This is a genomic window from Paramicrobacterium humi (assembly GCF_900105715.1).
Taxonomy (GTDB): Bacteria; Actinomycetota; Actinomycetes; order Actinomycetales; family Microbacteriaceae; genus Paramicrobacterium; species Paramicrobacterium humi.
This window is the reverse complement of sequence record NZ_FNRY01000002.1, coordinates 110,742-132,094: the sequence shown is the minus strand read 5'-3', so window position 1 is coordinate 132,094 and position 21,353 is coordinate 110,742. Positions and strand designations below refer to the sequence as shown.

Annotated in this window: 24 protein-coding genes, 1 tRNA gene and 1 other RNA gene; 7 read left to right on the top strand and 19 right to left on the bottom strand. The window is 67.2% G+C overall.

The window, feature by feature from the left end:
• On the top strand, positions 1-864 hold the full coding sequence (locus tag BLV49_RS15790; RefSeq protein ID WP_091187689.1) for a DUF72 domain-containing protein: 864 nt from the start codon (positions 1-3) through the stop codon (positions 862-864).
• Positions 861-1,595, top strand: a complete 735-nt coding sequence (locus tag BLV49_RS15785) for an alpha/beta hydrolase (protein WP_091187687.1) — start codon at positions 861-863, stop codon at positions 1,593-1,595. The genes BLV49_RS15790 and BLV49_RS15785 overlap by 4 nt, the downstream gene beginning before the upstream one ends.
• A 28-nt stretch (positions 1,596-1,623) precedes the next feature.
• On the opposite strand, the gene ssrA is transcribed toward BLV49_RS15785, so the two are convergent.
• The 5 genes from ssrA to prfB all read right to left on the bottom strand — a co-directional run bounded on the left by ssrA (position 1,624) and on the right by prfB (position 5,738).
• Positions 1,624-1,993, bottom strand: a transfer-messenger RNA (tmRNA) gene (gene ssrA, locus BLV49_RS15780).
• Positions 1,994-2,113: 120 nt separating this feature from the next.
• Positions 2,114-2,590: an SsrA-binding protein SmpB gene (gene smpB, locus BLV49_RS15775; protein WP_091187685.1), complete on the bottom strand. Its 477-nt coding sequence runs from the start codon at positions 2,588-2,590 to the stop codon at positions 2,114-2,116.
• Between the two features lie 86 nt (positions 2,591-2,676).
• Entirely contained in the window at positions 2,677-3,597 is a 921-nt protein-coding gene (ftsX, locus tag BLV49_RS15770; RefSeq protein WP_091187683.1) for a permease-like cell division protein FtsX, read from the bottom strand.
• A complete protein-coding gene (ftsE, locus tag BLV49_RS15765) occupies positions 3,594-4,559 on the bottom strand; it encodes a cell division ATP-binding protein FtsE (RefSeq protein ID WP_091187681.1) in 966 nt (321 codons plus the stop codon). The genes ftsX and ftsE overlap by 4 nt, the downstream gene beginning before the upstream one ends.
• A gap of 69 nt (positions 4,560-4,628) precedes the next feature.
• Positions 4,629-5,738: a peptide chain release factor 2 gene (gene prfB / locus BLV49_RS15760; protein ID WP_091187680.1), complete on the bottom strand. Its 1,110-nt coding sequence runs from the start codon at positions 5,736-5,738 to the stop codon at positions 4,629-4,631.
• Between the two features lie 72 nt (positions 5,739-5,810).
• Between prfB and BLV49_RS15755 the strand changes: the two genes are divergently transcribed.
• The gene (locus BLV49_RS15755) at positions 5,811-7,070 is read left to right on the top strand and encodes an MFS transporter (protein WP_091187678.1); all 1,260 of its coding nucleotides are present in this window, start codon (positions 5,811-5,813) and stop codon (positions 7,068-7,070) included.
• Position 7,071: 1 nt separating this feature from the next.
• Here the strand turns inward: BLV49_RS15755 and BLV49_RS15750 are convergent, their stop codons facing one another.
• From BLV49_RS15750 to BLV49_RS15720, 7 genes are read right to left on the bottom strand one after another with little or no spacing between them, the layout of a single operon-like run.
• Positions 7,072-7,503 (bottom strand): pilus assembly protein TadG-related protein, encoded by a 432-nt coding sequence (locus tag BLV49_RS15750; RefSeq protein WP_091187676.1) that lies wholly within the window; start codon positions 7,501-7,503, stop codon positions 7,072-7,074.
• The gene (locus BLV49_RS15745; RefSeq protein WP_245723741.1) at positions 7,503-7,952 is read right to left on the bottom strand and encodes a TadE family protein; all 450 of its coding nucleotides are present in this window, start codon (positions 7,950-7,952) and stop codon (positions 7,503-7,505) included. The genes BLV49_RS15750 and BLV49_RS15745 overlap by 1 nt, the downstream gene beginning before the upstream one ends.
• Positions 7,945-8,337, bottom strand: coding sequence for a TadE/TadG family type IV pilus assembly protein (locus BLV49_RS15740; RefSeq protein WP_245723740.1), 393 nt, complete (start codon positions 8,335-8,337; stop codon positions 7,945-7,947). Before BLV49_RS15740 ends, BLV49_RS15745 begins: the two co-directional genes overlap by 8 nt.
• Positions 8,338-8,347: 10 nt before the next feature.
• Positions 8,348-8,530 carry a hypothetical protein gene (locus BLV49_RS15735; protein ID WP_091187669.1) on the bottom strand — a complete coding sequence of 61 codons (183 nt, stop codon included), beginning with the start codon at positions 8,528-8,530 and terminating at the stop codon, positions 8,348-8,350.
• A 27-nt stretch (positions 8,531-8,557) separates the two neighbouring features.
• Positions 8,558-9,490 carry a type II secretion system F family protein gene (locus BLV49_RS15730; protein ID WP_091187667.1) on the bottom strand — a complete coding sequence of 311 codons (933 nt, stop codon included), beginning with the start codon at positions 9,488-9,490 and terminating at the stop codon, positions 8,558-8,560.
• Positions 9,487-10,356 (bottom strand): type II secretion system F family protein, encoded by an 870-nt coding sequence (locus BLV49_RS15725; RefSeq protein ID WP_091187665.1) that lies wholly within the window; start codon positions 10,354-10,356, stop codon positions 9,487-9,489. Before BLV49_RS15725 ends, BLV49_RS15730 begins: the two co-directional genes overlap by 4 nt.
• Positions 10,353-11,591 (bottom strand): TadA family conjugal transfer-associated ATPase, encoded by a 1,239-nt coding sequence (locus BLV49_RS15720; RefSeq protein ID WP_091187663.1) that lies wholly within the window; start codon positions 11,589-11,591, stop codon positions 10,353-10,355. The genes BLV49_RS15725 and BLV49_RS15720 overlap by 4 nt, the downstream gene beginning before the upstream one ends.
• A 116-nt stretch (positions 11,592-11,707) precedes the next feature.
• On the opposite strand from BLV49_RS15720, the gene BLV49_RS15715 reads away from it, so the two are divergent.
• Together BLV49_RS15715 and BLV49_RS15710 are read left to right on the top strand one after the other, a co-directional pair.
• A tRNA-Leu gene (locus BLV49_RS15715) sits at positions 11,708-11,789 on the top strand.
• Between the two features lie 45 nt (positions 11,790-11,834).
• Entirely contained in the window at positions 11,835-12,569 is a 735-nt protein-coding gene (locus tag BLV49_RS15710; protein WP_091187660.1) for a DedA family protein, read from the top strand.
• 9 nt (positions 12,570-12,578) lie between these two features.
• Here BLV49_RS15710 and BLV49_RS15705 read toward each other — a convergent pair whose 3' ends face one another.
• The 4 genes from BLV49_RS15705 to murI all read right to left on the bottom strand — a co-directional run bounded on the left by BLV49_RS15705 (position 12,579) and on the right by murI (position 15,758).
• Positions 12,579-13,487, bottom strand: coding sequence for a cation diffusion facilitator family transporter (locus BLV49_RS15705; protein ID WP_091187658.1), 909 nt, complete (start codon positions 13,485-13,487; stop codon positions 12,579-12,581).
• Between the two features lie 68 nt (positions 13,488-13,555).
• Complete coding sequence (rdgB, locus tag BLV49_RS15700; protein ID WP_091187656.1) at positions 13,556-14,182, bottom strand: RdgB/HAM1 family non-canonical purine NTP pyrophosphatase; 627 nt, start codon at positions 14,180-14,182, stop codon at positions 13,556-13,558.
• On the bottom strand, positions 14,179-14,910 hold the full coding sequence (gene rph / locus BLV49_RS15695) for a ribonuclease PH (RefSeq protein WP_091187654.1): 732 nt from the start codon (positions 14,908-14,910) through the stop codon (positions 14,179-14,181). Before rph ends, rdgB begins: the two co-directional genes overlap by 4 nt.
• Positions 14,907-15,758, bottom strand: a complete 852-nt coding sequence (murI, locus tag BLV49_RS15690) for a glutamate racemase (RefSeq protein WP_091187652.1) — start codon at positions 15,756-15,758, stop codon at positions 14,907-14,909. The genes rph and murI overlap by 4 nt, the downstream gene beginning before the upstream one ends.
• A gap of 37 nt (positions 15,759-15,795) precedes the next feature.
• Here murI and BLV49_RS15685 point away from each other — a divergent pair, with 37 nt between their 5' ends.
• Positions 15,796-17,112, top strand: a complete 1,317-nt coding sequence (locus BLV49_RS15685) for a nicotinate phosphoribosyltransferase (RefSeq protein WP_091187650.1) — start codon at positions 15,796-15,798, stop codon at positions 17,110-17,112.
• A 15-nt stretch (positions 17,113-17,127) separates the two neighbouring features.
• Here BLV49_RS15685 and BLV49_RS15680 read toward each other — a convergent pair whose 3' ends face one another.
• The 3 genes from BLV49_RS15680 to BLV49_RS15670 are packed head-to-tail and all read right to left on the bottom strand — an operon-like array spanning position 17,128 to position 19,985.
• The gene (locus tag BLV49_RS15680) at positions 17,128-17,409 is read right to left on the bottom strand and encodes a DUF3039 domain-containing protein (protein ID WP_091187649.1); all 282 of its coding nucleotides are present in this window, start codon (positions 17,407-17,409) and stop codon (positions 17,128-17,130) included.
• Between the two features lie 36 nt (positions 17,410-17,445).
• Complete coding sequence (locus tag BLV49_RS15675; protein ID WP_091187647.1) at positions 17,446-19,020, bottom strand: hypothetical protein; 1,575 nt, start codon at positions 19,018-19,020, stop codon at positions 17,446-17,448.
• A complete protein-coding gene (locus tag BLV49_RS15670) occupies positions 18,996-19,985 on the bottom strand; it encodes an ABC transporter ATP-binding protein (RefSeq protein WP_091188050.1) in 990 nt (329 codons plus the stop codon). Before BLV49_RS15670 ends, BLV49_RS15675 begins: the two co-directional genes overlap by 25 nt.
• 139 nt (positions 19,986-20,124) lie before the next feature.
• On the opposite strand from BLV49_RS15670, the gene BLV49_RS15665 reads away from it, so the two are divergent.
• Positions 20,125-21,282, top strand: a complete 1,158-nt coding sequence (locus tag BLV49_RS15665) for a hypothetical protein (protein ID WP_143034076.1) — start codon at positions 20,125-20,127, stop codon at positions 21,280-21,282.
• Positions 21,283-21,353: the final 71 nt, after the last annotated feature.

Here is a 21,353-nt window from a genome sequence, read left to right as displayed (position 1 = left end):
ATGCGAGCCTCGGACGTTCGCGTCGGCACCTCCGGGTGGCGCTATGCGGGCTGGCGCGGCGACTTCTATCCCGACGGGCTGCCGCAGCGCCGCGAGCTCGAGTACCTCGCTCACCGGCTGAGCACTGTCGAGATCAACGGGTCGTTCTACTCACTGCAGAGCCCCGATTCGTATCGCCGGTGGCGCAACGAGACTCCGGAGGATTTCGTCTTCAGCGTCAAGGGCGGCCGCTATCTCACACACATGCTCCGCCTGACGGGAACCGACACGGCCCTTGCGAACTTCTTCGCGTCAGGGGTGCTCGTGCTCGGCCGCAAGCTCGGACCGGTGCTGTGGCAGCTTCCCGAGCGGTTCACCTTCGACCGTGAGGTTTTCGAGAGCTTCTTCTCCTCGCTGCCGCGCACTCACGCTGAGGCGGCGCACCTCGCAGCCGGGCACGACGACAAGGTGAAGCGCGTGGAGATTCCCGAAGACGCCGACGAGAGCGGCATCCGATACGCCCTCGAGGTGCGGCACGACAGCTTCGCATCGGATGAGGCGCTCACGCTGCTGCGGCGGCATGACATCGCCCTCGTCGCGGCGGACACCGCGGGAAAGTGGCCCCTGCTGATGGAGCACACCGCGGACTTCGCGTACCTGCGCCTGCACGGGCCGACGAAGCTGTACCACGGCGGATATTCACCCGAACTCTTGCGCCGGTGGCGCGATCGCGCGGCAGAGACCTTCGCGGGCGCTGGGGCGCTGTACGCGTACTTCGACAATGATGCAGATGGACGGGCGCCGTACGACGCGGAGGCGTTCGCGCGGACGCTGCGCGGCACGTTCTCGAGCGCCGCGAACGAGGAGGGATTCTCCTCAAGATGAGATCGCTCGTGTGGCATCGCGCGCGTTTGGCTGCCGCGTGGACGCTGACCGTCGTGCTCCTTGTCGTCATCATCGCGCTCGCCTGGGCGCATACCGTGCACATGGGAGAGCGCTCGGCAGCGCTGGAAGCGTGGCGGAACGACGCGATCACCATCAGCGCAGACGACGCCCGAATCATCATGACACCGGCAAACGGCACCACCCACGAGGGGCTCGTCTTCGTGCCCGGTGCGCGCGTCGACCCGTATGCCTACCTCGCGAAGCTTGCGGGCGTCGCCGAGAACGGCGTGACCGTCATCATCACAAAGCCGGTGCTCAACATTGCGCTGGCCGATCAACGTCCGCTCAGTGCGTTCACGGCCGGCATCCCGGGGATCGATCGGTGGTTCGTGGGCGGCCACTCGCTTGGCGGCGTTCGCGCGTGCACCCTGGCCGCGGATGCTGACGGGCTGATCTTGTTCGGCAGCTACTGCGCGACCGACGTCTCGGCGACGACTGTTCCGGTTCTGTCGATCTCGGCCTCAAACGACGGACTGAGCACGTCTCAGAAGATCGCTGATGCGCGGCATCTGCTGCCGGCGAACGCGCGCTTCGTCGAGATAGAGGGTGCGAACCACGCCTCGTTCGGCGACTATGGCGACCAGCCGGGAGATGGCACGGCGACGGTCGGCGACGACGACGTGAGGTCGCAGATCACCGAAGCCGTACTCGCGTTCATCGAGGACAGCTGAGACTCAGACAGCGCGTGATGACGTCCGATGGTGGAGATGGGGGGAATTGAACCCCCGTCCACTACTGGGATTCCACGCCTTCTACGGGCGTAGCCTGTGAATGCGTTCTGCTCGGCCCCGACCTTTGCCACAGGCATCTAGGTCGACAGGCCCAGTCTGAGAAAAGTCCCGCACGCCGCTCAGACGACGGCGCGCAGCAAGTCCCCTAGATGACGCCAGGGTCCGTGTCGGGAACAGCCACGGTCTGACGGACTATCGGGCTCGCTTAGGCAGCGAGGGCGAAGTCAGTGCGCTTTGCATTGGCACTTATTGTTTTTCAGGGAGCGTTAGCGAGATAACCCTGAATCCTCGACCCGCTTCTCGTGGGCTCGCAGGCAGTGTCGAAACCGATCATCCCCATGCGCACTCTCTCGAGTGGGTCGTCATCACGCGCTGTTGAGTTCTCAATGCGGCAGAAGCCGCGCGGGCATCCAGAGGATGCGGCCTTTCAGTATAGGGCAACGCCGCCCGGTGCGCGGCTATTCCCCCAGTCGGTTGCGCATCGCCATGGCGCGCTGCGCCTCACGCGTGTCTTGACGTTCGCGCAGCGCCTGACGCTTGTCGTACTCGCGCTTGCCCTTCGCGACAGCGATCTCGACCTTCGCCCGGCCGTCAGAGAAGTAGATCTTGAGCGGCACGAGCGTGTATCCGCCCGGCGCGATCTTGTGGCTGATCTTCGTGATCTGCTGCTTGTGCAGCAGCAGCTTGCGCTTGCGCCGCGGCGAGTGGTTGTTCCACGTGCCTTGGCTGTACTCGGGAATGTACACGGCATCGAGCCAGGCCTCACCGTTGTCGATGTAGGCGTAACCGTCCACGAGCGACGCCCGGCCCTCGCGCAGCGCCTTCACCTCGGTGCCCCACAGCACGAGGCCCGCCTCGTAGGTGTCCTCGATGAGGTAGTCGTGGCGCGCCCGGCGGTTCGTGGCCACGACCTTTTCGCCGCGTTCCCTTGGCACGGTTCGCTCCCGTTTCTGGATTGTCGAAAGGATGGATGCCGCCACGGCTCGCGCCGCGGCAGCCCGTCAGTCTATCAGCGAACCGATCAGATCTTGAGGTAGCGCTTGATGGCGAAGTTCGCAGACAGCGCCGCGAGCAGCATCCCGATCACGAGCAGCAGCGGCACGACGACGAGCGAGTCGCCGATATCGACGAAGTTCACGAACAGCATGCGGGGCGCGAGGTAGCCCTGCACGAACACCTGCACGAGAGTGACGATCGCGCCGCCGGCGAGCACCGACCCGAGGAGCGCCGAGAACACGCCCTCGAGAATGAAGGGTGTCTGGATGAAACGGTTCGAGGCGCCCACGAGCCGCATGATGCCGATCTCCTTGCGGCGCGAAAACGCCGAGAGCCGGATCGTCGTCGCGATCAGCAGGACCGCGGCGATGAGCATGAGCCCGGCGATGCCGATCGCGGAGTAGCTCGCGATATTGAGCACTTGGAAGATCTGGTCGAGATACTGCCGCTGGTCCTTCACGGACTCGACGCCGGGCGTGTCGGAGAACGCTTCGAGCAGCACGGCCGACTGAGAGGGGTCCTTGAGGTTCACCCAGTACGTCTGGTTGAACTGCTCCGGTGTGACCAGCTCGGTCATCTGGTTGCCCTCGAACTGCTGCTTGAAGTTCTCGAACGCCTGCTCGTTGTTCTCGAAGTAGAACTGCTTGATGTAGCGCGAGAGCGTGTCGTCCTTCAGCTGAGCCTTGACGGCGGCCAGCTGCTCCTCGGTCGCCGCTCCCCCGCTGCAGTTCTCGTCGGCCGCGGCATCCGTGTCAGTGCACATGTAGATCGCGACCTGCGCCCGGTCGTACCAGTAGCTCTTCATCTGGCCGATCTGCATCTGAATGAGCGTCGCCGCGCCGACGAAGGTCAGGGAGATGAAGGTGACGAGGATGACGGAGATCACCATCGAGGCGTTGCGGCGCAGGCCGTTCACCGCCTCCGAGAAGACGAGGCTGATTCTCACTTCGTCGGCCCCACATTCTGCTCGTCCTCGTGCGGTGCGGAGCGCAAGCCGAGCCGTTCGGCGAGCGAGAGGTGCTCACGCGTGTCGGCGTCCGTCGGTTCGTCGTCAGTGACGATGTTCGACGTCGTCGGCATCGATTCCGGCGCCGGCTCTGTCGCGACGATCACCGCGACCGAGTGCGTCTCGGGCTCTGCCGCCGCCGCTTCCTCGGCCTCGGCGCGCGCCCTCTGCGCCTGCACCCCACGCTCGGGCAGTGGTGTGAGATCGATGATGGCCGTCGTATTGCCGTAGCCGCCGTGGGTCTCGTCACGCACGATGCGGCCGTCGACGAGCTCGACGACGCGACGCTGCATGCGGTCGACGATCGCCGCCTCGTGCGTCGCCATCACGACTGTCGTGCCATTGCCGTTGATGCGCTCGAGCAGCTGCATGATTCCGGCGCTCGTACTCGGGTCGAGGTTTCCCGTCGGCTCGTCGGCGAGAAGGATCTGCGGCTTGTTCACGACCGCGCGCGCGATGGCGACACGCTGCTGCTCGCCGCCGGAGAGCTCATGCGGCATCCGCTGGCCCTTGCCGTCGAGGCCGACGAGCTTGAGCACGTCGGGAACGGTCTCTTGCACGAAGCCACGGGACTTTCCGATGACCTGGAGCGAGAACGCGACGTTCTGGTATACCGTCTTCGTCGTGAGCAGGCGGAAGTCCTGGAAGACGACGCCGAGGTTCCGGCGGAAGTACGGCACCTTGCGGCTGGAGATCGAGCCGAGGTCGTGTCCGAGCACGTGCACGGTGCCCTTCGTCGGCTTCTGCTCCTTCAAGATGAGCTGAAGACAACTCGACTTGCCCGAGCCCGAAGCACCGACGAGAAACACGAACTCACCGCGCTGCACTTCCAGGTCGATGCCGTTGAGCGCGGGCTTCGGGTTGCCCGAGTACTTCTTGGTGACTTTGTCGAATCGAATCATGACCCTCCGAGCCTAAGCACGAGCACGCTCCAGCAGCGGAGCGACTCACCTCAGTCGCGCCGAATTCGCTCAGTCGTCGTGCTTCATCGATCGCCAGCGGATGCCGGCGGCGATGAAGCCGTCGAGGTCGCCGTCGAAGACGTTCGACGGGTTGTTGACCTCATACTCGGTGCGGAGATCCTTCACCATCTGGTACGGCGCGAGGACGTACGACCGCATCTGGTCGCCCCAGCTCGCCGTGATGCTCCCCGCGAGCTCCTTCTTCTTCGCCGCCTCCTGCTCGCGCTGCATCAGCAGCAGCCGCGACTGCAGCACCCGCATGGCCGCGGCACGGTTCTGGATCTGGCTCTTCTCGTTCTGCATCGAGACAACGATCCCGGTCGGCAAGTGCGTGATGCGCACGGCGGAGTCCGTGGTGTTGACCGACTGCCCGCCTGGCCCGGACGACCGGAACACGTCGATGCGGATGTCCGTCTCGGGAATGTCGACGGACGTCGCCTCCTCCATGAGCGGAATCACCTCGACGGCGGCGAAGCTCGTCTGCCGTTTGCCCGCGGAGTTGAACGGGCTCATCCGCACGAGTCGGTGCGTTCCCGCCTCGATCGAGAGCTTTCCGAACGCATAGTCCGCGTCGACTTCGAACGTCGCCGACTTGATGCCCGCCTCTTCCGCGTAGCTCGTGTCGAGAACCTTCGCCGGATAGCCGTGGTGCTCGGCCCAGCGCAGGTACATGCGCAGCAGCATCTCCGCGAAGTCCGCGGCGTCGACGCCGCCCGCGCCGGCCCGAATCGTCACGACCGCCGGCCGGGGGTCGTACTCGCCGTTGAGCATCGTCTGGATCTCGAAGTCGCCGATCGTCGTCTTGAGAGCGGACAGCTCGGCGATCGCCTCATCGGCGGAATCCTTGTCGTCGGCCTCGTTCGCGAGTTCGACGAGCACCTCGAGGTCGTCCAGACGGCGCTCGACGCCCTCGACGCGGGCGAGATCGGCCTGCTTGTGGCTCAACTGGCTCGTGACGGCCTGCGCGCGATCCGTGTCGTCCCACAGGTCGGGGGCGGCCGCCTTCTCGCTGAGATCGGTGATGTCGGCCTTCAGCTTGTCGACGTCGAGCACCGTGCGAATGTCGGCGAAGGTTGTGCGCAGCGCGGCGATATCCGCGCTCAAATCGAGCTCTAGCATGTTCTCTCAACCCTACCGTGCCCGGGCCGACCGGGATCTGCGGCCGTCGCGCGGCGTTAGGCTTGTCCGGACATGACCGCCGACTCCCCCGCGTTCTCGCTTCGTTCGGTCGCCGCGGCCGTCTATCTCCCGACGCTCCTGTTCGGAATCGGCGAGGGCGCGCTCATCCCGCTCATCCCCGCCGCCGCGAGCAATCTCGGCGCGAGCATCGCCATCGCCGGTGCGATCGCGGCAATGCTCACGGTGGGCGAGCTGTTCGGCGATATCCCGAGCGGCGTGTTCGTGAGCCGCATCGGCGAGCGCAACGCCATGATCGCCGCCGTCGCCGTCTCCCTCGCCGCGGTCGCAGTGATCATGCTCGCGCCGAACGCGTTCGCTCTCGGGGTCGGCGTTTTCGTTCTCGGGCTTGCGACGGCAGTCTTCGCGCTTGCCCGGCACGCGTTCATGACCACATACGTACCCAAGCGCTACCGAGCCCGGTCGCTGTCGCTCCTCGGCGGAGTCTTCCGCTGCGGGCACTTCATCGGGCCGCTCCTCTCCGCCCCGATCATCCACCTCACCGGGGGCATGGCCGGGGTGTACTGGACGATGGTGCTGTTCTGCCTCGCGACGGCCGTCGTTCTGCTCGTGCTGCCCGATCCCGAGCGCGTCTTCGGAGCGGCGCACGCCGAGGTTCCGAGCGGCGGTGAGCACGAGAGCGAAGGCGAGCAGCTCACTCGCCGCGAGTCGACGGGCCTGTTCGCGACGCTCGCCGCAAATGCGCGCGTGCTCGGCACCGTGGGCGTCGGGGCCTCCATCATCGCGGCGCTCCGCTCGGCTCGCACGGTACTGATTCCGCTGTGGGCTGTGAGCCTCGGCGTCGACGAAGCGAGCACGGCGCTGCTCATCGGCCTCGCGGGAGCGCTGGACTTCGCTCTCTTCTATGTGAGCGGGCATGTCATGGACCGCTACGGCCGCCTCTGGGGCGCGCTTCCCGCCCTGACCGGGCTCGGGGCAGGGTTCGTCCTGCTGAGCGCGACGCACGACGTCGCCGACGCGGTGCTGTGGCTGATCATCGCGACGGGGCTGCTCGCCGTCGCGAACGGCATGAGCAGCGGCATCCTGATGACCCTTGGCGCCGATCTCGCAGATCCCGGTGACCCGGCGCCGTTCCTGGGGGCGTGGCGATTCGTGACGGATGCCGGTGCGGCAGCGTCGCCGCTCGTCATCGCTGGTCTCACCGCACTTGTCTCGCTCGCCGCGGCGGCCGGCGCGCTCGGGTTCCTGGCGGTCGCGGGAGTCGCGATCATGGCGCACTGGGTGCCGCGCTTCGTGCCGGGCACGGGACGCTGAATCAGTCGTCGAACACCGAGCGGGCCACACTCGTGACGTCGATCCGGATCCCCTCCGGGAGGAAGACCGTGACAACGGGCGGACGCCAGTAGCTCGACAGCGTCACTGTCGCGCTCACGCCGTCGAGGGACGCTGCGCGCTCGAGGGAGAGACCTTCAAAGCCGTCGGTCGGCGCCTCCTCGAGGAATCCGGCAACGGCATCCTGCACGTGCGGCGAGCGCAGCGACAGCGTCGGGCCTCCGGACCCGGCGGACACGTCCGCGATCGTGAACGCTTCAGCGCCCACGAGCGCGGCGGCGTCCGCGAGGCTCGACAACTGCTTGCGCTCGAGGTACAGCGAGGTGATGGCGGCGACGAGAAGCACGAGCAGCAGCGCGAACACACCGTAGAAGATGGTCAGGATGAGGGTCGAACCCTCGTCGTCGCGCCGCATCAGTCACCACTCCAGAACCGGGACACTCTCTGCACGGCCGTCGCTTCGACCGGGACCCGCGCCGCGCTGTCGAGGTCGAGAACGTCGGGCACGAGCGGAAGCGGCACCGATACCCGCACAGTCACGGTGACGATCTCATCGCGCGCGAGGCACGCCTCACCCGCGCCTGCATTGCAACGGATCGCGACGTCTGCGGTTTCGGTCGAGAGGCCGAAGTCAGCGAGCGAGACGGCGACGGCGTCATGCACGCGTGCGGCCGCCTGGTCGAAATCCTCGGCGAGGACGAACACGCGCGCGGCCTGCCGGGCCGCTCCGGTCGCGGCGAGGGAGCCGCCCTGGAGCGCCGCCAACGCGATGACAAGGTACACGAGGGGAACGAGCAGGATCAGCCCGGCGGTGATGAACTCGAGGGAGGCCGAACCCCTCTCGTCGCGGATCAGATCAGTCAAGGACTTCGCGCGCCGCATGCCCTGTCACCTCCAGGCCATGCTGCACTCCGATCAGTCCGATGAGCGGCAGCGTCGTCGTCACCGTGATCTGCGTGCAGGGCTGGCCATGCCACGTGCCGTAGGAGGCCGACACGTCTGCCGCGTACTGCTCACCGATCGCCGTCGCGATGAGCTGCTTCGTCAGCTGCTCGCCCGCGGGAAGGCTGCTGTCGGCGAGGGCGGCATGGCGCGCCCCCTCCGCAGCCGCATCGAGCACCGTGTTGCGAACGAGCAGACCGAGCCCGAGCTGCACGACCGCGAGAGTGAGCAGGGTGAGCAGCCCCGCGACCATCGAGAACTCCGCGACGGCCGAGCCGGAGTCCGAGCGCCAGTCGATCCTCGGCACGATGAGCCTGTCAGATGCCCGAGACTTTGGATATCGCCTGCTCGAAGATGGAGGACAACGCGGGCCCCGCCAGTCCCCAGATCAAGATCACGAGTCCGGCGGTCATGAGCGTTATCAACACCCAGCCCGGCACATCACCGGACTCGTCGTCGGCGGCCGCAAAGCGCGCGGCCAGCCATGCCCAGATTGTCATCTTCCTTCTCCTCTTTCCCACGCCGGTTCAGAACCCGGCTCTCAGCACGAACAACCCCGGCAACAGGGCAAAGGCGATCGAGAGCGGCAGGATCAGAAGCACGAGCGGGATCAGCATCGTGACTTCCTTGCGACCTGCCGCCTCAAGCAGTCGACGCTTCGCATCCTCGCGCGCGTCATGCGCTTGCGCCCGCAGCACTTCGGCGATCGGCGCACCGTGTTCCATGGCCGCGCAGAGCTGCTCGACCGCTCGCGTCAGTGGCGGCGAACCGGTGCGCCGTGCGCAGTCCGAGAGGGCCGTGACAAGCGGAACACCCGCGCCGGTATCCGCGAGCACGGCCGCGAACTCGCGGCTCAACTCCCCGGAGCCGACACGCGCCACCCGGCGCAGCGCGTCCACGACGCCCTCGCCGGCAGAGAGCGTAAGCCCGATGAACTCGAGCACGGTCGGCACTTCCTCGGTGATGCGGGCCACCCGCGACGCCGCCCGACGCCGCAGCAGCACATCACAGCACACGATGCCGGTCACCGCACCGACGACGGGCAGCACGACCGTGGCCACGGGCGCCGCGTGCGTCACGAGAACCACCGAGAGCAGCGCACCGGCGCCGAGCCCCGCGAGTCCCGAAAGCACCTGGCGCACGCGGTAGTCCTGCACGCTCGCGCGGCTGCCCGATTGCGACAGCCAGCGTTCGATGGCAGCGCTTCCGCCGAGGACGCGAGAGAGCAGAACGGTCGCGCGGTACAGCGGAGGCGAAACGAGCCGCCCCAGCACGGGGATCGGATCCGCGAGCCGCTTCTCCGTGCTCCGTCGCGCTTCCTCCGAGACGTCGACGAGATACGGCGCCAGCCGATCCGCGAGTCGCTGCGCACGCAGCCGCGGCGTCATGGCGACGAGAGACCACAGTCCGAGCCCGAGAAGCGCGCCGAAAGCGAGCGCGAAGCCGAGGACGGCGCTCATTTGAACCACCGGCGTTCCTCGGGCAGTCTGCCGAGCGAGAGCATGATGCGGTAGGCGACGACGGAGACTGCGGCGCCGACGATGATCACGGTGGTTCCCACGGCGGAGTTGTATGCGATGGCTGCCTCGGGACGGGTGGCTAGCAGCACGAGGATCAGCCACGGAGCCGCGACGCCCAGCTTCGCCGCGTTGCGCACCCACGACTGCCGCGCGTCGACCTCGGCGCGCAGCGCGGTCTCGTCACGCAGCGATGCGGCGAGGCTGCGCAGCACGCTCGGCAGCTCCGTCCCGCCGACGTCCCGCGCCATGCGCAGAGTCTCGAGGATGCGGTCGGCGACAGGATCGCCGAGGGCGCCTTTGAGTCGTTCGACGCTGCCGCTGAACGACGCCGTCGCCCGGTAGTCACGCGCATACTCGGCGAATGCGGGCCGCAGCGGCTCGGGGCCCGCGGTCGCGAGCGCCGCGACCGCATCGGGGAGAGAGGCGCCGGAGCGGATCGACGCAATGAGGTGGTCGACGACGTCGGGCCACAGCATCCGGTGCGCCCGCCGGCGGGCGCGAGCTCGCCAACCGACGACGAGACTCGGCAGGAGTGCCCCAGCACCCGCCGCGGCGACGGTGAGCGCGATGACGCCCCAGCCGACATGGGCCGCTCCTCCGGCCAGAAGAGCGAGAACGACCGAGACGCCGATGAAAACCGGCACCGGAACCGGCCCGAATCCAGCGAGCGTGAGCCGAGTGCGGATCGCGGTCTGCAGCCGACCCGGTCGGAAGCCGTGCGGGGCGAGGGACGTGTCGGGAAAGGCCACGGCGATCATGATGAGCACGAGACCTGCTCCGAGGGCGCCGCCGACCAGCCAGGTCACGAGCGCGTCCCCATCCTGCGCAGTTGAGCGCCGATGTCGATTCCGGATGCGGCGAACTTCGCCGTTCGCGTAGGCGCGTTGCCCGTCGCCGTCAGAACGCCGTGCTGGCGCGCGAAGATCTGGTTGCCCGGGATCACGCCCGCTTCGTTTGACCCCGTCGGCGTGATGATCTCCGTCACGAACCGCCGGCCCTGGTGGTCGAGAGCGCAATGCACGACGACGTCGATGCACGACGCCACGGTCGGCACGACGAAGGCGCTGTCGATGTTGCGTCCCGCGAGCAGCGGAAGCGTGCACAGCTTCGTGAGGGCGTCCCGCGCGGAGTTCGCGTGGAGCGTGCACGCTCCCGGCAGCCCCGCGTTGAGCGCGATCAGCAGATCGAGGCTCTCGGCCTCGCGCACCTCCCCGACGACGAGCCGGTCGGGTCGCATCCGCAGGGCCTCCTTGATGAGTCGGCGCAGCGTGATCTCACCGGTTCCTTCGAGGCTCGCCTGGCGGCACTGCATGGCGACGACGTCCGAAGCGCTCACATCGAGCTCGAAGGTCTCCTCGACGGTGACGATGCGCTCACTCGGCGGCGCGGCGGCCAGGAGCGCGCCGAGCATCGTTGTCTTGCCGGCCTGCGTTCCCCCGGAGACGAGAATGTTGTGTCCCGAGCGCACGCATGCGCGAAGGAAGTCGGCTGCGTCGGCGGTGAGCGAGCCGCGGCGGACGAGCTCGCCGAGATCGCGGATGCGCTTCGTGAACTTGCGGATGTTGACGCTGATGTGCCGCCGGGTCACATCGGGGATCACGACGTGGAGTCGGGAGCCGTCGGGCAGTGACGCGTCCACGAAGGGCGAGCTGACGTCGACGCGCCGCCCCGTCGACTGCAGCATCCGCTCGACAAGGTCGCGCACGAGCGTTTCCGTGAGCACGACCGAGGTGAGTTCGGGCACGCCGTTGCGCGCGACGAATACGCGAGAGGGACTGTTGATCCAGATCTCCTCGATGCGCGGGTCGTCGAGGAAATCCTGCAGCGGACCGAGGCCCGTGAGCGAAGCGATGATCTCCCGTGAGGCGCTCGATTCGTCGCTGATCAGAGGCTGCGATCCGGCGAGCGCCTTCTCGGCGTAGCGCCGCATCTCCTCGCTGACATACCGTTCTGCGAGGCCCGCGTGCTCGGCGAGATCGGCTCCCTCGCGCCGCACGCGCTCCCGCACTCGCTCGGCGATGATGTCGGCCGCTGTGCTCATTCCGCCATCCTGCCGAAATCGCGCAGCGCCTGTGAAAGTTATCCACAATAACGCCGCCGCTACTTCATGGAGATCTCACAGCCAGAAACTCCCAACTTCAATAAACTGGAGTCTCCGCGGGAGTGGTGAAATTGGCAGACACGCAGGATTTAGGTTCCTGTGCTTTCGAGCGTGTGGGTTCAAGTCCCACCTTCCGCACTCAGGCGCAGCCTGTTCGACTCCCCACGTTTGGAGCTTCACCTCATGGTGCACGCAGGACTCATTCCCTGGCTCGACCCAGAGAACATCATCGTGTCCGCCGGCCCGTGGGCGCTGCTCGTGGTGTGCATCATCGTGTTCTCCGAGACCGGGCTGCTCGTCGGCTTCCTCCTGCCCGGCGACACCCTCCTTGTGATCACCGGCCTGCTGGCCTTCCACCCCGGGATCGGGTTCGACATCTGGTGGGTGGCGCTGTTCATCGGGCTCGCGGCGTTCCTCGGCGGCGAAGTCGGCTACCTGATCGGCCATAAGGCAGGCCCGAAGATCTTCGAACGCAAGGAGTCGGGGCTGTTCAGCATCGAGAACGTGCAGCGCACGAACGCGTTCTTCGAGCGGTTCGGCGCGATCGCCGTCGTCCTCGCCCGATTCGTTCCCGTTGTGCGAACGTTCGCGCCCGTGGCCGCGGGCGTCGGTCACATGAACTACCGCAAGTACAGCCTGTACAACCTCATCGGCGCGCTGCTGTGGGGCGCGGGGCTCACGTGCTTCGGCTTCTTCCTCAGTTACGTCCCGGTGATCGCGGAGTTCGTGCGGGACTACATCGACCTCATCCTCATCGCCGCTGTCGTCGTGAGCGTCGTGCCGACGGCGTGGCACTACCTCGCCTCGAGCCGCAAGGCCAAGCGCGCCGCCGCCGCCGGCGGTACGACGCAGACGGATGCCGCAGCGGCGAGCAAGCTGCGATTGGACGCGACGACGTTCGACAAGCACCACGATTGAGCGGCGCCCTCACGCGTGGTGCTTGTCCTCGTGCCCCGCGTGCTGCTCCGGCTCCAGCTGGAACGTGGAGTGCGCGACGTCGAAGTGGCCCGACAAGCACGCTCCGAGCGTGTCGAGCAGTTCTCCCGTGCGGCCCTCGCGGAAGACCGCGGCATCGGCGATGACGTGCGCCGTGAACACCGGCTCTCCCGAGGTGATGAGCCACACGTGCACGTCGTGCACGTCGACGACGCCGTCCGCCGATCGCAAGTGCTCACGCAGCATCTCCACATCGATGCCGACGGGTGTCGATTCGTTGAGCACCCGCCACACGTCGCGCAGCAGGATGACCGCGCGCGGCAGGATGCCCGCGGCGATGACGAGCGATGCGATCGCGTCGGCCGGAGCGAAACCGGTGAGCAAGATCACGATCGCGGCCGCGGCGACGACGGCGGAGCCGAACAGGTCGCCGAACACCTCGAGGTAGGCGCCCTTGATGTTTATCGACTGCTGTGCGGAGTCGCGCAGGATCATGAGCGATGCCGCGTTCGCGACGAGCCCGGCGATCGCGACGACGAGCATCCAGCCGCCCTCGACGTCGACCGGCTCGGGGCGCACGAGCCGGCGCACGCCCTCGATCGCCACCGAGACGGCGACGGCCGCGAGGATCAGCCCGTTCAGGAGCGCGGCGAGCACTTCGGTGCGCTGAAACCCCCACGTGTGCCGATCCGTCGCGGGACGGGCGGCGATGCTGATCGCGACGAGGGCGATGAGCAGGCCCGTGAGGTCGGAGAACATGTGGCCGGCGTCGGCGAGCAGGGAGAGAGACCCGGTGAGGATGCCGCCGACGACCTCGGCGACGAGCATGGCAGCCACGATGACGACGACGATCCGCAGTTTCGCGCGGTTCGTCGTCGTGCTCGCATGGTCGTGTGCCATGCTTCAACGCTAAGCTCGCGCGGCCGCTCTTGGCCAGCCGGCGGGCCTGATAGGAATGATGCCCGTTCTCATTCCGAAAGGACGGCTGTTCCGCCGTCGAGTCGCGCCAGCACGGGAACGAGCGCCCGGAAGGCTCGAGCGCGGTGCGAGATCTCGTTCTTCTGCCCGGGCGAGAGCTGTGCGGCCGTCACCTCGAATCCTTCGGGCACGAAGACGGGATCGTAGCCGAACCCGTTCTCACCGTGCTCCTCAGTGGCGATCGCGCCGGGCCAATCGCCGTGGGCGACGTGCTCGAGTCCGGCGTCCGCCGTCCCGTCCGGCACAACGAGGGCGATGGCGCAGTGGAAGTGTGCTCGCCGGTGCTCGCTCGACATGTCGGCGATCTGGGCCAGCAGAAGACGACGATTCGTTTCATCGTCTCGTGTGCCGGACCACCGGGCGGAGAAGATGCCGGGCGATCCGCCGAGAACGTCGACGCTGATGCCGCTGTCGTCGGCGAGCGCGATGTGTCCGGTGTGCCGCGCCGCCGTGCGCGCTTTGATGAGCGCGTTGTCGGCGAAGGTCACGCCGTCTTCGACGGGCTCGGGACCGTCATACGGCAGCACCTCGAGGCCGGGAAGCTCGGCGCCGAGGATCTTCTGGAACTCGGCGACCTTGTGCGCATTGTGGGTTGCGAGCACGACGATGAGGCTCATGAGGCGGCCAGAGCGTTCCGTTGGATGTCGCCGAGCTCGGCGGCGCCGGCGACCGCGAGGTCGAGGAGCGAGTCGAGCTCGCGCCGGTCGAACGGAGCGCCCTCCGCAGTTCCCTGCACCTCGACGAAGAGTCCTCTCCCGGTGACGACGACGTTCATGTCCGTCTCGGCGCGCACGTCCTCGACGTAGGCGAGATCCAGCATGGGTTCGCCGTCGATGATGCCGACCGAGACCGCCGACACACTGTCGATGAGCGGTGTCGAGTTCTTCCCGACATGCCCCTTGCCGCGAGCCCATTCGATCGCGTCGGCGAGTGCGACGTAGGCGCCCGTTATCGACGCCGTTCGCGTTCCGCCGTCTGCCTGCAGCACGTCACAGTCGATCATTATGGTGTTCTCGCCGAGTGCCTTGGTATCGACGACCGCGCGAAGGCTGCGGCCGATCAGGCGCGAGATCTCGTGAGTCCGCCCGCCGATGCGACCCTTGACGGATTCGCGACGGGAACGCTCGTTCGTCGCGCGGGGCAGCATCGCGTACTCGGCCGTGACCCAGCCGCGGCCCTTGCCTGTGAGCCACCGTGGCACGCCCGGCGTGAACGAGGCCGTGCACAGCACGCGCGTCTTGCCGTACGAGATGAGAGCGGACCCTTCGGCTTGGTCGCTCCAGCCTCGCTCGATTGTCACCTGGCGCAGCTGATCAGTGGTGCGGCCGTCTTTGCGTGTGGTCACGAATGGTCTCCTTCGTTGAGTGCGGCGTGCAGGGAAGCGAGGTCGAGCGCGCCCGTCTGCACGAGGTTGACGCGAGAGATCTCGCGTCCGATCAGTCGATGGGCGAGTTCGAGGAAGTCGCTTGCGCTCGCTCCCGTCGCCTCGTAGCGGTGCACAGGCGGTGTGGGCGCGGTTCGCTCGATCCCCCGGTCAACGAGAGTGCGGTAGACGTCGTTCGCGGTCTCGGTGTCGCTCGACACGAGCGTGACGTCGGGACCCATGACGTAGGAGATGACGCCCTTGAGGAAGGGGTAGTGGGTGCAGCCGAGCACGAGCGTGTCGATGTTCGCGTCTTTCAGCGGCTGCAAGTACTCCTGCGCGACGGCGATGACCTCGCTTCCCGTCGTGACGCCGGCTTCGACGAACTCGACGAATCGCGGGCAGGCTCGGCCGATGATCGTCAGGTCGGGGGCCGCCGCGAACGCGTCCTGGTAGGCCCTCGAGTTGATCGTTCCCTCGGTCCCTATGACGCCGACGCGGTGGTTCCTGGTCGTCGTCACCGCGGTTCGCACGGCCGGCTGGATCACCTCGATGACAGGCACGGCGTATCGCTCCCTGGCGTCGCGAAGCATCGCGGATGACGCGGTGTTGCACGCGATCACGATCATCTTCACCCCTTGGGCGACGAGATCGTCGAGGACCTCGAGGGAGTACCGGCGAACGTCGGCGATGGGTTTCGGTCCATACGGTGAGTGCGCAGTGTCGCCGACATACAGCAGGGATTCGTGCGGGAGCTGATCCTGGATCGCACGCGCAACAGTCAGACCGCCGACGCCGGAGTCGAATATCCCTATTGGCGCATCGTTCACGCACCAAGCCTAGCCGCCCCGCCGCTAGGCTTGCCGTGTGGACACGTCGACGGCACTGCACACCGACCGATACGAGCTCACCATGCTCGAAGCCGCCATCAAGCACGGAACCGCGGATCGACGCTGCATGTTCGAGGCCTTCGGCCGGCGCCTGCCGGGCGCCCGGCGCTTCGGCGTCGTCGGAGGAATCGGCCGGCTTCTCACCGCCATCTCCGAGTTCCGGTTCACTGACGTCGAGCTCGACTGGCTCGCCGCGAACGACGTCGTCGGCGCCGCCACGATCGACTGGCTCGCCGACTACCGCTTCCGGGGCGACATCTGGGGATACCGCGAGGGGGAAGCCTACTTTCCCGAGTCACCGATCCTCATCGTCGAGTCCAGCTTCGCGGAGGGCGTGCTTCTCGAGACCCTCATCCTCAGCATCCTGAACTATGACTCGGCCGTCGCGACGGCGGCGACGCGCATGGTGACCGCCGCCCGCGGTCGCCCTCTGGCCGAGATGGGGTCACGGCGTGCGCATGAGGACGCGGCGGTCGCGGCCGCTCGCGCCGCCTTCATCGCCGGATTCGACGCCACGAGCAATCTCGAGGCGGGACGGGCGTGGGGTGTGCCGACGATGGGCACGGCAGCGCACTCGTTCACCCTCCTGCACGACAGCGAGGAGGAGGCTTTCCGCGCGCAGGTGGTGGCATCGGGACCCGGAACAACCCTGCTCGTCGATACCTACGACATCGCGGCGGGCGTGGAGACCGCCATCCGAGTCGCCGGCCCGGAGCTCGGCGCCATCCGCCTCGACTCCGGGGACTTGCCGACACTGGTTCTGCAAGTGCGTGCGCAGCTTGATGGCCTCGGCGCGCGCAATACGAAGATCACCGTGACGAACGATCTTGACGAATACGCGATCGCGACGCTCGCGACCGTGCCCGTCGACTCGTACGGAGTAGGCACGTCACTTGTCACCGGGTCGGGCTCCCCCGCGGCCGGTCTGGTCTACAAGCTCGTCGCTCACGAGGGCGACGACGGCTCTTGGGTTCCTGTCGCGAAGGCGTCGGCGGGCAAGGCATCGATCGGTGGCCGCAAATTCGCCACTCGTCGTCGCGACGGGAACGGCGTCGCGGTGGAGGAGCGCGTCTACGTCGGGCTCGGCCCTGAAGACGCGCACGGTATCCCGGCGGCCGAACGACCGCTGCTCGTGCCGCTGATCGAGAACGGCTTCGTCGACGAGCACCACACGGGAGCCGAGGGCACGCTGCGGGCGCGCGAGCACCACGCGGCGGTGCGCAAAGAACTGCCGGCGGACGCGTTCCGTCTCGGGCGCGGCGATCCGGCCCTCCCCACCGTCATCGCGGACTGAGCGCGCGCAGTCCGTTCAGGAGTCGCGCAGTCGCTCGTAGACCTTCTTGCACTCCGGGCAGACGGGAAACTTCTCGGGATCGCGTCCCGGCGTCCACTTCTTCCCGCACAGGGCACGCACCGGCTTCCCCGTGATGGCGGACTCGAGGATCTTGTCCTTCTTGACGTAGTGCGAGAACCGCTCGTGGTCGCCGGGCTCGATGCTCTCGTTCTCGAGAAGCTCTTCGAGCTCACGATCGAGCACGTCGGTCGATCCACCAGCGGGGATCGGTTCACCGGTTCGAAGCTGCACGTTCATGCAACACATTGTAGATCGCTCGGCTGAGCGTGAGCATCAGTGACTGGTGGCGAACTCGATGATCTCCGGGCCACGGCGATCGAACGCCCTGCCGCCCGCCCAGACGCCGGCGACAAGCACGACGAGGCCGGTTCCCACTCCGATGAGGAGCGAGAGCAGGTAGGCGTCCGGTTGTCCGGCCAGCCCGAGTCCCGCAAAGAAGATCGCGGGAAGGGCGAGCAGCACAGGCAGGATGAGCCCGAGCGCTTGGCTGAAGCCGCCGCGGCTTCCCGTTGACTGGGGCTGCTGGAAGGGACTGTCCCCCGGGGCCGCCGCGGGGTACGGCGACGTCGCAGACAGGTAGCTTGAGATGCCGATGGCGTTGAGCAGCAGAGCGCAGGACACACCGAACATCGCGGGGAGAACCGCCCAGGAGCCGAAGAAGGCGGTGGAGATCATCGCGCCGATGACGAGAAGCGGAATGCCCAGCAGCACCGTTGGGACGATGCGGCCGAGCCGGTCCGCACTGCCTTTCACGCCCGACGCCACGTGCAGCCAGACGGCACTCGAGTCGAACGCGAGGTCGTTGTGCAGTGACCAGCCGAGGAACAGGCACATCACCGGAAGCGGCACAAGGGCGAGCGGCTGCGCGGGCACGCCGGCGATGAGGAGCGGCGGGATGAGCAGGAACGGCAGAACGGGGATGATGAGGATCGACACGATGTACCTGGCATCCCGGCCCCAGTAGCTGAGGCTGCGGGCGGCGATCACACCGGCGGCGCGGGCGGGAAGAACATCGAACCAGCCGAGGCTGCCGAAGTTCCCCTCATGAATGGCTTGGGGAGCCGTGTGAACGGTCTTCGCGACGAGGGACCACCAGATGAGATACAGGACGGCGGCGGTGGCGAGGGCGATGAGCGTCTTGAGCAGCGCCCCAGCGACATTGCCGGCCGCGGCGTCGCCTGGCGCCGCCCAGACGGCGCCGAACGGGGTCCAGCTGACCACTCCCGCCGCGCGACCGAACTCGACAAGCCCTGAACCGCTCGACCAGTCAATGCCGAGCACGAAGATGATCGCCGGCGCGATGAGCACGAGTATCAGGAGTAGGAAGACAAGACGAATCTCACGCGACCGACGGCTCAGCAGCGCGGCGCCCGCGCCGAGTTCCACGATGCGGGCAAGGAGCGTGCACGTGATCACGGCGAGAGCCGCGCAGACGACGGCGATCGTGGCGGAGAGACCCCCTCGAGCCCATGTCGCGATAGTGGCGGCGCACAGCGCGATCAGGATCAGGCCGGGGACGCTCACGAGGGATGCCGCGAGGAGACCAGCGGCCAGCTTCCATTCGGCGATGCCGTACAGCGCGAACGCGCGCGGGTCGATGGGGTCGCGGATGCCGAGCATCGCGGGGACCGTGAGGTAGCCGAGAAGGCTGAACGAGCCGATGACGACGAGCAGGCTCCGAGCGTTCTCGGGGCGGATGTCCGCGAGCGAGGCGATCGCTCCGAACAGCCACCACAGCACGATGATGAGCGCGATTCCGGCAACGATGGCGCCCGCGATCCGCCACACGCGGCCGCGCACGGCTCCGTAGCCGAGGTCCAGCCTCAGTCGGAGAAGCTGTGCAACCATTCCAGGTCCTCCGTTGCTTTGCGTCCGCCGACGAGTTCGATGAACCGTTCCTCGAGCGTCGCACCGGCGCGGACGGAGTCCACGCTCCCATCGGCGAGCACTTCTCCCCCGACGATGATCGCCACGTTGTCGCAGACGCGCTCGATGAACTCCATGCCGTGGCTCGAGAGGACGACCGTGCCGCCGTTCTCGACATACTTCTGCAGTATCTCCGTGATCGCGCCCGCGGAAACCGGATCGACCGACTCGAACGGCTCGTCGAGCACGAGAACGCGCGGTGAATGGATGAGCGCGCACGCGAGGGCGATCTTCTTCGACATTCCGACGGAGTAGTCGGAGACGAGGCGACCGACCGCGTCCTCGAGGGCGAAGGCCTTGGTGAGGCTGCGCACGCGCGATCGCACTGTCGCATTGTCGAGGCCGCGAAGGACGCCGGAGTAGTACAACAGCTGCGCACCCGTGAGGCGGTCGAAGAGGCGCATGCGATCGGGCAGCACTCCCATCGAGCGCTTCGCGGTGGCTGGCTCCGCCCACACGTCGATGCCGTTGACGCGGACCCTGCCTGCGTCGGGGCGCAAGAGCCCGGTGATCATCGACAGCGTCGTCGTCTTCCCCGCACCATTCGGTCCGACGATCCCGTAGAACGAGCCGGCCGGAATGGTGAGGCCGATGTTGTCGACCGCTACGGTGTCGCCGAACCGCTTGGTGAGGCCGACGAGTTCGATGACGCCGCGATCCGCGGCAGCGGGCTCCGTCGACTCGGCGAGGCCCGCCGGTGCTACCGCCGCAGGCTGTTCATGGGAAACCGGCGATTCGATCGCCGGCTCCGCTTCCACAAGTTCCGGTGCGGGCTCGGCTCCGGCAGTCGGGGCCGGACCGCCTGCGCCGGTCGCGGGAGCGTCTCCAACGAGTGCTGAGGCGTCGCTCTCGGGTCGAGAGCCGAGTGCGTCACGGGCACTCGCCACGAGCGCTTGAATCCGAGACCACGCGCGTGCCGTGAACGACGGCTTTGCGGCCGGATCCGCTGCCTTCGTCTCGGCGTTCGTCGCGCCGGCTTCTGGCGCGCTCTCGACGGCTTCGGCGGGCGAAGACTCCGGTGCCGCCGTGATCGTCTCGGCCGTCGGCTGCGACGGCGTCGCAGACTCAGAGCTTTCCCGGAGCGGGAGCGCAGTATCGTCTTCCAGGCTGGGCGCGCCGCTTTCCGACGGCGGACGCGAAACCTCGGTTGGTCCCGTCACATCGGCAGCAGCGGTCTGCGCTTTGCGTGCCGCTGAGGCAACCGCCGGCGTCGGCGTGAAGGTCACGGGGACGCTCGGTGCTTCCTCGCGCTCGACGGGAAGAGTCGGCAGCTCGGCCGGCTCCGCTGGAGGAGTCGTCTCGCTCGCCGCCGGCACCGCTGCGGGACGCGGCTTCGTGCTCGGGACCTTCTCGCTCGGCGTCCTCTTTGTCGCTGTCGACTTGGCTGTCGGACGCTTCGATGTCGTCGATTTGGCTGTGGTCTTCTTGACTGTTGTCGTGCGTGTCGTGCCGCTGGCCTTCTTCACGGTCGCGCTCGACGCGGGAGAGCTTGCGCGAGGTTTCGCAGTCGCCGACTCGTCTCGGGCGCCGGCCTCATCGCGAGTCGCAGGCTCGGACACTGTCGCTGACGGCGCGGTCTCTGCTGCCGCTTGCTTTGGAACCGCGGTGTCCGCGTCGCTCCGGTCGGCGGCAGCAGTCGTCTCGGTGTCGGTCGTCTTCTTCTTCGTCGAGCCCGATGAAGCGGTCTTCTTCGCCGGCGTCTTCTTCGTCGTCGGCGCCTTCGCCGCCGCTGCTGAGGTCGTTTTCGACGCGGGCTTTCCCTTCGTCGCCGCGGCTGCCGGCTTCTTTCCCGCCGTCGTCTTCGTGGCGGAGGTCTTCTTCGCCGGAGCCGACGTGGACTCTACTGCCGTCGGTGCCGGCGCTTCCGGGGACGGCTTCGCGGGCGCCGCCGGTCGGGCGGGAGGCTTCGCGGCGGGGGCCTTCTTTGCCGGAGCCTTCGCCTGGGCCGGCTTCTTCGCTGTTGCGGGCTTCTTCGGCGCTGCCTTCTTCTTCGCCGCAGCCTGCTCCTGGTCGATCGCGGCCGTCTGTTCAACAGCGTTGTCGGGTGCCGCAGAAGGCGACGTGGCGTCATCGCCGGAAGGCGTCTTGTCAGAGGAGGGAGAAGGCGCTGAAGTCACCACAGAAATCTACCAACTCGTGCTGGCAAGCGCCTCTTCGAGCCGTAACTGTGAGCCAGCCGAATGACTGGTTACGAAATAACAACAAGAATGAGAGGATGCACGACCCCAATTCGGAGGTCAGCTACCGTAATAAAT